At 49.0% G+C, this 12,615-nt stretch carries 11 protein-coding genes and 1 pseudogene; 7 read left to right on the forward strand and 5 right to left on the reverse strand.

Going from position 1 to position 12,615, the window contains the following annotated elements; all coding sequences use genetic code 11:
* Positions 1-655 precede the first annotated feature (655 nt).
* Positions 656-1,351 (reverse strand): annotated as a pseudogene (locus K6K13_RS07120) (arylamine N-acetyltransferase family protein); the annotation flags it as partial.
* A 36-nt stretch (positions 1,352-1,387) separates the two neighbouring features.
* Between K6K13_RS07120 and K6K13_RS07125 the strand changes: the two are divergent.
* From K6K13_RS07125 to K6K13_RS07135, 3 genes are all read left to right on the forward strand, one after another.
* Positions 1,388-2,866, forward strand: a complete 1,479-nt coding sequence (locus tag K6K13_RS07125; protein ID WP_222160144.1) for an aminotransferase-like domain-containing protein — start codon at positions 1,388-1,390, stop codon at positions 2,864-2,866.
* A 265-nt stretch (positions 2,867-3,131) separates the two neighbouring features.
* A complete protein-coding gene (locus K6K13_RS07130) occupies positions 3,132-3,638 on the forward strand; it encodes a LemA family protein (RefSeq protein ID WP_222160145.1) in 507 nt (168 codons plus the stop codon).
* Between the two features lie 30 nt (positions 3,639-3,668).
* On the forward strand, positions 3,669-4,586 hold the full coding sequence (locus K6K13_RS07135; RefSeq protein ID WP_222160146.1) for a hypothetical protein: 918 nt from the start codon (positions 3,669-3,671) through the stop codon (positions 4,584-4,586).
* 250 nt (positions 4,587-4,836) lie between these two features.
* Here the strand turns inward: K6K13_RS07135 and K6K13_RS07140 are convergent, their stop codons facing one another.
* Both K6K13_RS07140 and K6K13_RS07145 read right to left on the reverse strand, forming a co-directional pair.
* Positions 4,837-5,727 (reverse strand): dihydrodipicolinate synthase family protein, encoded by an 891-nt coding sequence (locus K6K13_RS07140; RefSeq protein WP_222160147.1) that lies wholly within the window; start codon positions 5,725-5,727, stop codon positions 4,837-4,839.
* Positions 5,728-5,774: 47 nt separating this feature from the next.
* Positions 5,775-6,665 carry a DMT family transporter gene (locus tag K6K13_RS07145; RefSeq protein ID WP_222160148.1) on the reverse strand — a complete coding sequence of 297 codons (891 nt, stop codon included), beginning with the start codon at positions 6,663-6,665 and terminating at the stop codon, positions 5,775-5,777.
* Positions 6,666-6,771: 106 nt separating this feature from the next.
* On the opposite strand from K6K13_RS07145, the gene K6K13_RS07150 reads away from it, so the two are divergent.
* The gene (locus tag K6K13_RS07150; protein ID WP_222160149.1) at positions 6,772-8,106 is read left to right on the forward strand and encodes an aminotransferase-like domain-containing protein; all 1,335 of its coding nucleotides are present in this window, start codon (positions 6,772-6,774) and stop codon (positions 8,104-8,106) included.
* 105 nt (positions 8,107-8,211) lie between these two features.
* On the opposite strand, the gene K6K13_RS07155 is transcribed toward K6K13_RS07150, so the two are convergent.
* On the reverse strand, positions 8,212-8,808 hold the full coding sequence (locus tag K6K13_RS07155) for a helix-turn-helix domain-containing protein (protein WP_222160150.1): 597 nt from the start codon (positions 8,806-8,808) through the stop codon (positions 8,212-8,214).
* 43 nt (positions 8,809-8,851) lie between these two features.
* Here K6K13_RS07155 and K6K13_RS07160 point away from each other — a divergent pair, with 43 nt between their 5' ends.
* Both K6K13_RS07160 and K6K13_RS07165 read left to right on the forward strand, forming a co-directional pair.
* Positions 8,852-9,550 (forward strand): B3/B4 domain-containing protein, encoded by a 699-nt coding sequence (locus K6K13_RS07160; RefSeq protein WP_222160151.1) that lies wholly within the window; start codon positions 8,852-8,854, stop codon positions 9,548-9,550.
* Positions 9,551-9,927: 377 nt separating this feature from the next.
* A complete protein-coding gene (locus K6K13_RS07165) occupies positions 9,928-10,770 on the forward strand; it encodes an EamA family transporter (protein ID WP_222160152.1) in 843 nt (280 codons plus the stop codon).
* A gap of 15 nt (positions 10,771-10,785) precedes the next feature.
* Here K6K13_RS07165 and K6K13_RS07170 read toward each other — a convergent pair whose 3' ends face one another.
* Positions 10,786-11,214 carry an Lrp/AsnC family transcriptional regulator gene (locus K6K13_RS07170; RefSeq protein ID WP_252120440.1) on the reverse strand — a complete coding sequence of 143 codons (429 nt, stop codon included), beginning with the start codon at positions 11,212-11,214 and terminating at the stop codon, positions 10,786-10,788.
* Positions 11,215-11,744: 530 nt separating this feature from the next.
* Between K6K13_RS07170 and K6K13_RS07175 the strand changes: the two genes are divergently transcribed.
* On the forward strand, positions 11,745-12,362 hold the full coding sequence (locus K6K13_RS07175) for a LysE family translocator (RefSeq protein ID WP_222160153.1): 618 nt from the start codon (positions 11,745-11,747) through the stop codon (positions 12,360-12,362).
* Positions 12,363-12,615: the final 253 nt, after the last annotated feature.

Consider the following 12,615-nt stretch of genomic DNA (forward strand, 5'->3'; position numbering starts at 1 on the left):
TCAGGAGATAAACTATGTATTCCGAATGCCCGTTCCTCGCTCATAGCAGACCTGACCGCTTGGCTAGTCTGCCCACGCCTTGCAAAAGTGAGCATTGCTAAAAGTATGATGTGTTAACACTACGATAGCAGCAGTTTTTCGGAGAATCTGAATGTATATAGGCGTTTTTGACTGGTCACTAGTCGGTTTGTTTTGTAGCTGTGTCTGGGGAGTATATATAGTGATAAAGGGAATTAGAACGGGGGTGGTTACGGCGCGCATCAACTATAGAAATCGGACTTTCTATCGTGGAGAACGCTATTTTATTGCTGTGTTGATTATGCACTCCCTTTTAGTGATGATCCTGTTGTGCATGGGGACATGGTTACTATGGTCTCAATATGCTTAGGATAAATTTCCCATAGGTTGATATACCGTTTCTTAGATCGTAATAATCCACGTCCGCAGATAACTGCTAACTCCCGCCCCCGCTCAAAACGGAAAGACAGCAAGGTTGACGTGCTATACGCCTTCTGATAAGTCAGCCCTCTGTATGCCGCATCAGGTATTGAAGAGGGCTGGATCACATCGTCACTCCTGCTTACTGCGGCACAGGCAGAGCAAAGCGGTATTTCAGTAGATGGGCGATGTCTTTTTCCGCCAGTTGCTGCTTTTATGCCCCCTGCGCGGTCACTGTTTTGAGTGTATCACCCAGCAAAATCAGGCGTCCCTCAGCGTGATGTTGCACGATCAGCAGCTTCTGTACAAAAATGGCATCAGGATGGGTGGAATTGAGGTAGTTCGCCGGGACGAAATCAATCCATTCCTGAGGGGTCAAATCAAAGCCGTATTGATTAGCCCATTCACCCTCAACCCTCGCCTGCAACAGGTACTCTCCCTTTGCGTCACGGGTAAGTCGAAAGATATCGAAATCCTGATTAATGTCGGTGTCGAGCAAGTCTAAGGCCAGCGGCGCGCGGATACCGTAACTACCGAAACCCAGATCGCATAGCCACCGGCGGCCATCGACCTCTGCAATTAACGCCATATGGGTTTTCGGCCGACGCGCCGGATAGAACATCGGACGTGCCGCCACGAAACAGTAGGGGATTCCTAACGCTTCCAGCGCCATGGCAAATAGCCCGTTGACCTCATAGCAGTAGCCGCCCCGACCCCGGTGTAGCAGTTTGTCGACAATCTCTTCTGGTACCAGTGAGATAACCTTGCCTGCCTGCACATCCAGATTCTCAAAAGGCACCGAAAAGAGTTGATGGCGCATGAGCGCATTGAGTGTGGCGCTGTCGGCAGACACCTGAGCGGTATAGTTTATACGGCGTAAATAAGTAGAAAGATCAAAGTTGTCGCTATGCATCATGCCTCCGTGATTGAGTCGTGTTCGCCACTATAGATGGCGAACATCATTAGCTGTATAGTCAGATTTATCGAAAATCAGACTGTACAGATCGCGATGTCCGCCCCGTCTCAATCGTCTCCACATTACCGCCGAATTGCTGCAATGCTGCGCCTCACTCTTGACTCTGGCGCGCTGCGAGCCGGTGACCGGATGATCTCCGCGCGTAAGCTGGCCGAACGCGAGCACGTTAGCCTGCCAACGGCACTGGAAGCGCTCCGCTGTCTTGAGGCCGAAGGTCTGATTGTTGCTCGTCCACGCTCGGGCTACTTCGTCAGTCAGGTCAATACGTCCTCCCATCCTTTGTCTGGTCCTGTCCCTGTAACAATGTCAGCCGTGGCACGGTCACTATTCAGTAGTGCAGAAATGCGTCTGGTGCCACTTGGGGCCGCGCTACCCGATCCATCCTGGCTACCTGGCGATATCCTGCAACGGGCACTGCATGCAGCGAGCCGTCGCCTGGTCGCCCATGGGCAAAGTTATAGCCTGCCACCGGGGAGGGCTGACCTGCGCAATAAGATTGCCGCTCACGCCGCGCAGTGGGGGGCCCATTTTGGCGCGGATGACATCGTCATCACCACAGGCGCGACGCAGGCGCTGCGTTTGGCTCTGCGAGCAGTGTGTCAGCCAGGTGATGTCGTGGCGATCGAGCAACCCGCCTACTTTGGCACGCTCCTGCTGCTGGAGGATTTAGGTCTGAAAGCATTGCAAATCCCCACGGATCCTGCCGAAGGTTTGTTGCTGGCACCGCTGGCTGATGCCATTGAGCGTCATCGCCCAGCCGCCGTTCTGGCCTCGCCCACGGTGCAGAATCCGCTCGGTGCCAGTATGCCCATCGCGCGCAAGAAGGAACTGGTTGCCCTGATTGAAGGTGCAGGCATTCCTTTAATTGAAGACGATGTGTATGGCGATCTGGCCGGCGAAGGTCAGCGGCCTCCGGCCTGCAAAGCGTTTGACCAGAGTGGGAGTGTGATTTACTGCAATTCGTTATCCAAAACCCTTGCTCCGGGCTGGCGAATCGGTTGGATTGTGGCCGGACGCTATCATTTACAGGTATTGCAGGCTCGCATGGCCGGAGACTGGGCAGGCGCGCCGTTGCTTGAAGCCGCAGCGAGCGACGTACTGGCAAGTGGCGACTATGAGCGTCACCTGCGGCGCCTGAAATCCAGAGTTACGCAGGGGGTACACGTCGTTATAGCACGGGTCGAAGCGAGCTTCCCACCGGGTACGCGCGTTACCGTGCCAGCAGCCGGTTTTTTGTTGTGGGTAGAACTCCCACAGCAGATAAATGCGCTGGAGGTACATCGTCGTGCGCTAGCGCTGGGTATTGGTGTCAGCCCTGGCCCCTTGTTTTCCCCCGGGGCGGAATTACAAAACTTCCTGCGCTTAAATTGTGCGAACGAACCCACACCTCACTTGCTCAATGCGGTAGAACAGCTCGGCGCACTTTGTCACCAACTGGCGAGAAGTGAGTAATCGTTTTATTTGCGCCCATGTCGCGAATACCTTCAACTCGATATATGCCGCCAGCGCATCAATGCCAGGGTGGTTTTGTGCCAGATGCGGATATTTGAATCGTCCGGGTATCTGAATCAGATTCATTTAAAACGTTGTAAGTTCATAAAATAGTCACCTCTGTATTGAGTATAACTTCCCCTTCGAGGGGATCGAGTGTAAAATAAAAAGACCTACAGATTGCATGTTTAGTTGTATTTGCTGTTTTCAGTATTGAGGGTTATTTATGGATTTGGATAAATATTTTATCGGCTTGGTAAGCATATTGATAATTGGGTTAATTTATGTGATTTCAATCTATAATAAGGCCATTAGGCTAAAAAATATAATTCCTGAGAACAGGTCTAATATCGAAATTCTTCGCAAAAAGAAAGAGTATTTGATCACAAAAATGGTGGCGATTGTAGACTCTTATGGCTTGCATGAAAAAGGAATAACTGAAAATGTTAGTTTGTATTTTGGCAGTGGAGGGCCATCGAAGGGCCAACCTATCGTTGATCGACTTGCTTGTTTGAGAATGGCGTTTCCTGAGCTGAAAGCTGACGGATTGTATAATCAATTGCTAACTGAACTGGCCGATGTAGAAACAGATATTGCCAACAGGCGCGAAGAATTCAATGCTAGTGTCCGTGCTTATAATACTGTTCTGACATTATTCCCCGCCAACATTCTTCTCAGATTATTAGGTTTTAAGCCTAAAGATTTCCTGTCCATTGTCGATATAACCTCTTGAATTTACATCTCTTAAAATATGGACTCAAAAATGAGAGTTTTTTTTAAAAAAATCACACTAATGTTGTTTGTTTTTTCTATGGGGTTTACAAGCGTTCACGCTGCCAGCGTTAACTGCGACAAGGCTACGCTTGCTGCCGAGTTTGCAATCTGTGGAAATGAAATTCAAGAGCCAAAACTTTCCGCTGACAACCCGATTCCCATACTATTTGATAAATCATTAATTCATAACTCTTCAACTTTATTATCTGAAGCGTATTGGAGTAACCCTCAGAATAATTTATTTGGTAAGCCAGTTATTCAGTGGACAGAAACTGATTTTTCTTACGTAGTGTTTAGATTAAATAAAGAGATGGATGCTGATTTGGCATCGACCCGATCCTTTTACCTTAAAAGAAATTTAAAAACCAAACCAGAGGATGATTCAGTTTATCAATCTCGAGCCAGAGATATACATATTTTCATTGAAAATATTCCACGATTCAAATATTGGATACAACAAGCTAATGTAAAACTAAAGGAGCAGGAATATCTTCAGCAACAAAGATTATTAATTGAGAATCAGAAAAAAGCTGATAAAGATAAAGAGAAAGAAATTACTAATTTAGAAAACAAGAGGAAACACATCGCTCAATCAGAATTGAAGAGAGTAAATACTATAAAGATACTTGCTTTTCTGAGCGTTGTGGCTGTCTTTGCAATTTACATCTGGAATAAATTCATCCGCAAACGCTATTCTCGCTGCAAGTCTCTTAATTTCGTTGTTCATGATATTACTGAGTTAGAACGTTTTAAAGGACATGTGAAAGTTCAGGAGAAAAATTCGAGAGGAGTCAATACTCGAGCAGTCAGCGCAACCCTTACTATCAATGAATATGACTATCGCTGTAAGGACTGCGGTCATCAGTGGTTTGAAAAGAAAAAAGAGGAACTTGGTGCCAACTTATAATTGGGCACAAGAAAGAAGAGGGGGGGGCATAAGAATGTGCTTACCCGTTGTCACAAAGGTTTCGGTGCCGTTAGTATTCTTTTAACTCATTGGTGTTGCATGCAGCGCTAACTAAAAGGACCGCTCCTCGCTCAGAGCAGACCTGATGGCCACCCAGTCTGTCCGCTTCGCGCCAGGAGCGGACATCATGAAGATCAAAGATGTCCTGCTTATGTGGCCTTATGTATGGTGGCTACTGCTTAGGCGTATATTATTCGAGTTCCAGTTTACTGATGATTTGGGCAAGCATGGTTCTATCCTCCCCCGTCAAAGAAAGCAGAGGCGACGGCAGGCAGGGCGACTGGACAAGACCGCGAAGTTCTGCAATCGAGGCAATAGTGCGCAGACTGCCATACTGGCTGAAGTAAGCCCAGATGGGTTCAAACAAAGCATTGAGATCAATTGCTCGTTGAACATCACCGCGCAGCACTGAATGGGCCATCTCCAGTAATTCACGGGGATACAGCCCGCCCAGTGCAGAATAATAAACGTCACAACCGGCCATTAGTCCCCTAACGGCTCGTCCATCACCACTGATACCGAGTGTAACCCCCTCACAGAATGACGCTTTCAGCTTTCCAATCCGTTGCGTGGCCAGACTTAAATCCGTTTCCAGAAAACCAAGTTTGACTGAAGAAACATTAGGCAGGAAAGATAATCTCATGAGAAGTTCATCATCGAATGAGAACCCCGTGGTGGCCGGATTATCATAGATGTAAAGTGGAACGGACAGTTCGCCCGTTACACGTTCATAAAAACCAAAGACTTCTTCAGACGTGAGTTTCTGATAAGAAACCGGTGCCATCATCACGCCTTTAACACCCGCTTTCTGGGCATCATTGGCAAGTCTGATCACTTCATCCGTACTGACAGCGCCGATACTACTCATGACCGGAATAGAACCTGCTAATTCCACGGCAATTTCAGTCGCACGGTAGCGTTGAGCACGTGTTAGGTAGGCATAATTTCCTGTAGAGCCTATGACTCCAATGGAATCAACTTCTGCAGCCGTGATAATTTGCAACAGCCCAGTGAAGGCTGTTTCATCAATATCCCCATTTTTTAACGGTGTGAGGGGAAAGGCACTGAATCCTGAGAACATATTTTTTGTCCTTGCGATGAGGGTTAGGCGAGTAAAATGGTCTGGGCTTAATGTGCAAATTTACGTGATCCCATCACGCAGAGGATCACGCCCAGTGTTACCGCAATCATCAATGGACTTACCTTTTCAGAAAGTAGCGTTGCCGAGAGTCCCAGACCGAAGAAGGGCTGTAGCAGTTGTAGTTGCCCTACAGCAGCAATACCGCCAGCCACAAGTCCCCGGTACCAGAAAATAAAGCCGATCAGCATACTGAACAGAGATACGTATCCCAGCGCGATCCAGCCCTGTAGACTTATCACGCCAATATCGTCTGGCATTGTTTCAATGGTGGCGAGCAGCATCAGAGGCAGCGAAATGATTAAAGCCCAGCAGATCACCTGCCATCCTCCCAGTTCACGCGAAATCCTTGCTCCTTCGGCATACCCGAGGCCACATACCACAACCGAGGCTAGCATCAGCAAATCGCCTGTTGCTGATATAGCGATATCCTGAGAAAGAGCGAACCCCATCACCAACACGCTGCCAATGGCAGAAAAAATCCAGAAAGCCAGCTTTGGCCTTTCACCTCCTCTGATAACGCCGAAGATAGCGGTTGCCATCGGCAAAAGCCCCAGAAAAACAATGGAGTGAGAAGATGTAACATGCTGCAACGCCATTGCAGTAAGTAGAGGAAAACCAATCACCACGCCCAGGGATACAACAATCAGAGAAAACAGCTGATTGCGTGTCGGACGCTTCTCTCTAAAAAAAAGAATCAACATAATTGCCAGCAAACCGGCAATTGAGGCGCGTATGAACGTCAGAAAAAATGGGTCCATTTCCTGTACCGCAATCCGGGTCGCGGGCAGTGAACCGCTAAAAATGACAACCCCAACAAGACCGTTTAGCCAGCCCGACCTCAGGTCATGATTCGATTGATTTACCACATTAGTTACCACAGCAGACCTCTCAACGTTTGGATAACACTTCAGTGACTGAAGTTGACACCCTTGATGCTAAGCCTCATCATTAATGACAATCAAATAATTGTCATGGATACAATTTATGAAAGCCCGGTACAAAGCCATTGTGGATGAGTTTGCAACTGCAATCCGAAGCGGCACTTTATTGCCGGGCACCCGTCTCTCGACACACCGAGCCCTTTCAGTCGAAAAACATATTTCTCTTGCAACAGCTACACGCGTTTACGCTGAACTGGAAGCCATGGGGTTAGTCAGTGGAGAATCAGGAAGGGGAACATTTGTCAGGGAAATTTCGCTGCCAGCAGGGCTTGGGTTAGATCAGCACGTGGTCGCGTCTGATGTTCTTGACCTGAACTTTAACTACCCATCCCTGCCGGATCAGGCGGAACGGCTACGCGACGCGATGAGGCAATTGACCACTTCTGGCGATCTGGCTTCCCTGTTGCGATATCAGCCCCACGCAGGCAGGCAAAGCGACAGGGATACCATTGCATCATGGCTAAATGCCGCCGGTATCCAGCCTTCCGCCGATGAAGTCCTGGTTGTGAATGGCGCACAGCATGGCCTCACCGTTGCCGTTATGGGGCTCCTTAAGCCCGGAGATGTGGTAGCTGTGGACGCGCTGATTTATCCCGGCTTTATAGCTCTGGCGCGATTGTGTCATCTGGAACTGGTGGCAATTCCGGCTCATGCAAATGGCCCGGACCTAGATGCATTCAGACAAATCTGCCAGCGCAGGCGCATCCGCGCTGTTTATACGATGCCGACACTGCATAATCCGCTCGGCTGGGTTTTGAATGATGAACAGCGAAAGAAACTCACTTTGATTGCCAGAACCTTTGATCTGCTCATCATTGAGGATGCGGCCTATGCTTTTCTTGTTCGCCGCCCGCCGCCGCCGCTTGCTGCCTATGCGCCTGAAAGAACGGTATATGTTACCGGTTTCGCCAAAAGTATTGCCACAGGTTTGCGTGTGGGAGCCGTATTTTGCCCGGCAAACATGCGTGGTGCACTGGAACGGGCTATAAGGGCGACGACCTGGAATACACCATCCCTTATGGTCTCCATTGTCTGTGGATGGATAAAAGATGGCACGATACAACGCTTTGAATCACTGAAAAGACGAGATGCACGCCAGCGACAGGCGCTGGCCCGTAAAATACTCTCTGACTGTGAATGGGTAGGCCATTCCAGCTCCTACTTTCTCTGGTTACCGTTACCACAGGAGATACGGGCTGACCAGCTTGTCCACCGGCTGATGCAGCAACACATTTCAGTTTCAACCGCAGAACCATTCTGCTCCACAAATAATGTGCCACATGCGCTTCGTCTCGCGCTTGGCTCCGTCAGCATGAATCAACTGAGCGAAGCCCTCACTGCGATCAAAGATGCTATTGAGTATGAGAGAGATCTTTAAGCTAAAGCCCACTTCAAGTCGTGTGGTATTTAACGAGATTTTTTAATTTCAGCAGGCCAAATTTAACTCTCAAATAAGTGTTCAGTAATTATGCGTGTTGTTCATTCAGCGTGTCCGTTCGCTTACGGTCATAGTGAACTTCAGCAAGCCGCTTTCGGCACAGCTGTAGCTATGCGGCAAATCTGTTCTGGCAATCACTGAGCAACCTTCGCTCACTTTCAGGCTTTCCTTCCCTAAAGTGAGCTGCAGTGAACCCTTCACGACATGTAAAAGTTCAAACGTGCCATCAGAGTGACCGGGCGATTCGAAAATTTCACCAGGATGCAGCTCCCACTCCCACAACTCGATCATGTCCGGTCCGCTGGTGCCAGCCAGCAGTCGGGCTGTTCCCCCATTTTTGCCGTGCCACAGGCAGGGAATATCCTCTGAGGCAATGAGATGTATGCTAGGTTTACTGGCGACATTAACAATATCTGCCACTGAGACCCCCATCGCAGATGCCAGTTTACAGAGCAGCGCTATGCTGGGGTTTGCCCGGCAAGCCTCAATTTCTACGAGCATACCTTTGCTTACGCCAGCCTGCCGTGACAGCTCATCCAGAGACATTTTATTCTGGCTACGGTACTGCTTAAGAGAAGCGGATAGAGCTTCATTAATGACGCTGGCATCTGAGCCGGTCATTATATTGACTTTATCGGTCATTGGTCATTATCATAATCTAAAACGGTCATTTCAGGATTATTGAATGTTAACAGCCTATCCGTCAATTAGCGCTAACGTTGCTCGTCTAGCTCCAGGCTTTCGCGCGCTGAGCATCAGCATATCTGCAGATCCGCTGGTTAACGCCAGCGTAGGTGAGGAAGCACTTCGCAAAGCCTGTGAATACGTACTTTACGGGCAACCTGCCTGGGCTGAAGTTCACCTGGATGCATGGGCTAAGGTTTTTCGTGCCTTCGGAGCAAAGCCCAAACGTACGCCTTGTTCAGCTGAAGCCCTTCGTAAGCGAGTGATACGCGGCGGGTCTATGGCAGCACTTGACCCGGTGGTAGACCTTTATAACGCAGTCAGTCTGCGCTATGCCGTGCCTGTCGGTGGTGAAAATCTGGAAGCCTATTGCGGTTCACCCCAACTCATTATTGCCGATGGCAGTGAACCGTTTGACACCCTCAAAGATGGCCAGCCATACGTGGAGAACCCCGAAGCAGGGGAAGTCATCTGGTGTGACGACACGGGGGTCACCTGTCGTCGCTGGAACTGGCGACAGGGAATAAGAACCCGGCTGAGTTCTTCAGATAAACACATGTGGTTCATACTGGAAAGCCTGCCGGAGATGCCACTCGAAGCGCTTTATGAGGCAGGAAAAATGCTGACAGACGGGCTGGAAGTTATGATGCCAGGATTGAAGTCTGAAGTTACGTTAATTGAGACGCTTCAAGCCAACTGACTAATCCTAATCCGGCATTATGAGTGCTGGAATTAGCACGAAAGCGTCCGCAGAGTCCGCTTTTAGCTCAAAGCTGTCTGTCGATGTCTGATGTCCAGTCATAGCGTGACAGGCAGCTTCGTGCCAGGAACGGACGTTCCATCTCAGTTAGCGGACATTGTCAGTACATGTATGTATACCACCCCTTCGCAACTGACATCGGTTTCGAAAACAACCCCGAACGGCCTGGTATTGACATGACTCTGCCGATTATGAGTTTTTCTGTCGGAGTGCTGGTAAATCATAATCAAAAAACTCATTAAGCCAGTTTTTAAAGAGAAAACTAATCATGCCGGCTCTGTAAAATTTTGAGTTCCACTTTTTTGAAAGACGTCCTCATGCATAAAAATCAAAATCTTCCTTTTCTGGCGGCCTTATCTGGAATGGTTTCGGTTCAGACAGGTGCAGCGTTTGCTAAGACACTATTCCCCGTTGTTGGTAGCGAAGGCGTGGCCGCGCTGCGCCTTGGCATTTCAGCCATTGTTCTACTTATCGTGTTTCGTCCGTGGACATTACGCAATAGCGGGATATCGTGGGTATCAATAATCATGTATGGCATCGTACTCGCCCTGATGAACCTACTGATTTACCGTGCTTTTGCTTATATTCCCGTCAGTATCGCCATATCAATTGAGGTAATGGGACCCTTGGTAGCTGCTCTGCTGACGTCCCGGCAAAAAACAGATTTGCTATGGATCCTTTTGTCCGCTTTGGGCATGTTTTTGTTGGCGGCAGGCGATATACATAATGTCATTGATATCCGTGGCGTAGCGTATTCTATAGCGGCGGCATTTTTCTGGGGGCTTTATGTCATTGTTGGCAGAAGAGTGTCAGGCGGCGGCGGGCGCTCTGTTGCGGCAGGTATGACTATTGCTGCTCTGATTACGGTACCGCTTGGCACTGCTCAGGCCGGGAGTGCTCTGCTCATACCCGGTGTGCTTCTTACTGGGCTTTGCGTGGCGATCCTGTCGAGCATGCTGCCTTTCCTGCTGGATATGTATTCCATGCGTTGGCTTCCCTCCCGTGTGTTCGGCGTTTTACTGAGCGGTTCTCCGGCAATCAGTGCGCTTGCAGGATGGATTATCCTGCGTGAAGAGTTAAGTTTAACGCAGTGTGGAGGCATTCTGGCCGTTATGTCCGCTTGTTGCGGTTGTGCGTTGTTCGCCCGTCCACGCACATGACCCTGACGTTCTGGCTCAGTCTTCCAAATCGAACAGCGGAACCTTCATTCCCGTTTTAACAGGATCGAGCACAATTAGCGTCCGGTAGGTCAAAATGTCCTGATTATCCGCAAAGTGCAGCCTGACAAGATGCTCAAAGTGCTGTAGGTCTCGGGCAATCATGATGATGATGAATGACACGCCACCGTTAACGAAATAGCACTGCTGAATTTCGTCGACGCTTCGAAAATACCGTTTGGCTCTGTCCATTACGATGCTCCGATCCTCGACGAGACGTGATTCAATAACTGCCGTAACGGGATTACCAACCTTAGCTGGGTCGAGGACAGCAATATTGGCTCTGATAATTCCTTTCGCCTCCAGCTTGTTGATACGGCGTTGGACTGAGGGCGTTGAAAGTCCAATTTTTTCGGCTATGGCCGAATGAGGGAGGCGGTTATTCACCTGTAATATGTCAAGAATGGATAAATCAAACTGGTCCAGCGCGTCTCGCGTGTTTTTTTTCTCATTACATTGCCTGAAAAAGGGTAAAGGCACCGTTTATGGTGAGTAAATGACACAATCTACTCAGCCTCAACACCTTATCATAACGGTTATCTATTTTTGAATAGCCGTGCAAAAGGGAGATGTTATGAACGAGGGGAGCCGGCTAGTCATCGGCACGGTAGTTTGTGTCGTTTTATTATATGCGATCATTGTTCTGCACTCACCGACCTGATAACTGTCGTCCGCCTCGCATGTGCAGGATTTATCATCAAAAACATTCAGGACATCAGGCTGGAAATTATCGAGAAGGTCGGCTTCTCGCTCAAAGCTGACTGTGAATCCTGCAGCAGCCAGCTTTGTGCCAGAGGGGGTCGTTGCTAACGCCGTGCTATGTTACTTTATTGAAAATTGGTCATGAGGTGTACTGTTCACGCAGTGCCCTGCACTGCACTGACCGACTAAACCTATAGCATGCGTGGAGAAAGTTTATGCCAGATGATTTGATTGCACTCTCTGCGATTGGGGTCGCAATCCTTTTAGGGGCAATGAGTCCAGGGGCCAGTTTTCTGCTTGTTGCCCGTACGGCCATGTCCAGTTCGCGGCATGCAGCACTGTCCGTGGCGGCGGGTATGGGCCTTGGTGCGCTTGTCTTTGCTGTTGTCGCGTTAGCGGGTCTGCATGCTCTGCTAACGATGATCCCGTCTCTTTACACGGGGCTGAAAATTGCTGGCGGTTGTTATCTTTTATGGCTGGCGCTGAAAATGTTTCGTAGTCCTTCGAAGCGGTTTATTGACCCAACCGCTATAGGCGAAATGAGCGCGTTAAAGGCCTTTGCAACAGGCATCATTACGCAAATCAGCAATCCCCATACGGCTCTGGTATTTGCCAGTATTTTCTCCGCAGCGCTTACCACTGATATTCAACCTGCCATGTATATCGTCTTGCCCTTACTGGCGTTCACGATTGATATGCTCTGGTATGCCTTCGTCGCTTTTTTATTATCAACCGACAGACCCCGTCAGGCTTACATCAAGTACCGTAAGTTCATAGACAAATTAAGCGGGGGAATTATGGTCTGGCTGGGCGTACGGTTGCTGTTAAAGTGATTAAAGCAACCTCCGCAGGTGAGGCGTTAATCTTCGCTGGGGGACAACCCTAATCCAATCTTCCACATCACAAGAGAGTGGGGGATGAACATGGGCTCGATGATGTGTTGTACCGTATTCATTCCAAGAGCAGAACCAAGCCTGAACATTGAAATCAATGATGCTCAGGAGAGGTCTGCGTTTGTTGAAATTTGCGTCTTCAGGGCTGCAATTGCCGCCCTGCACGAGGCCGGGAAGTTATGCCAAATAAACC

It is taken from the genome of Symbiopectobacterium purcellii (assembly GCF_019797845.1).
Lineage (GTDB): Bacteria > Pseudomonadota > Gammaproteobacteria > Enterobacterales > Enterobacteriaceae > Symbiopectobacterium > Symbiopectobacterium purcellii.

Excerpts from the sequence above, each read along its gene's own strand:
- K6K13_RS07130 (WP_222160145.1), top strand. The coding sequence starts at position 3,132 with ATGGATTTGGATAAATATTTTATCGGCTTGGTAAGCATATTGATAATT.
- K6K13_RS07155 (WP_222160150.1), bottom strand. The coding sequence starts at position 8,808 with ATGACCGATAAAGTCAATATAATGACCGGCTCAGATGCCAGCGTCATT.
- K6K13_RS07175 (WP_222160153.1), top strand. The coding sequence starts at position 11,745 with ATGCCAGATGATTTGATTGCACTCTCTGCGATTGGGGTCGCAATCCTT.
- K6K13_RS07160 (WP_222160151.1), top strand. The coding sequence starts at position 8,852 with ATGTTAACAGCCTATCCGTCAATTAGCGCTAACGTTGCTCGTCTAGCT.
- K6K13_RS07125 (WP_222160144.1), top strand. The coding sequence starts at position 1,388 with ATGGCGAACATCATTAGCTGTATAGTCAGATTTATCGAAAATCAGACT.
- K6K13_RS07150 (WP_222160149.1), top strand. The coding sequence starts at position 6,772 with ATGAAAGCCCGGTACAAAGCCATTGTGGATGAGTTTGCAACTGCAATC.
- K6K13_RS07140 (WP_222160147.1), bottom strand. The coding sequence starts at position 5,727 with ATGTTCTCAGGATTCAGTGCCTTTCCCCTCACACCGTTAAAAAATGGG.
- K6K13_RS07135 (WP_222160146.1), top strand. The coding sequence starts at position 3,669 with ATGAGAGTTTTTTTTAAAAAAATCACACTAATGTTGTTTGTTTTTTCT.
- K6K13_RS07165 (WP_222160152.1), top strand. The coding sequence starts at position 9,928 with ATGCATAAAAATCAAAATCTTCCTTTTCTGGCGGCCTTATCTGGAATG.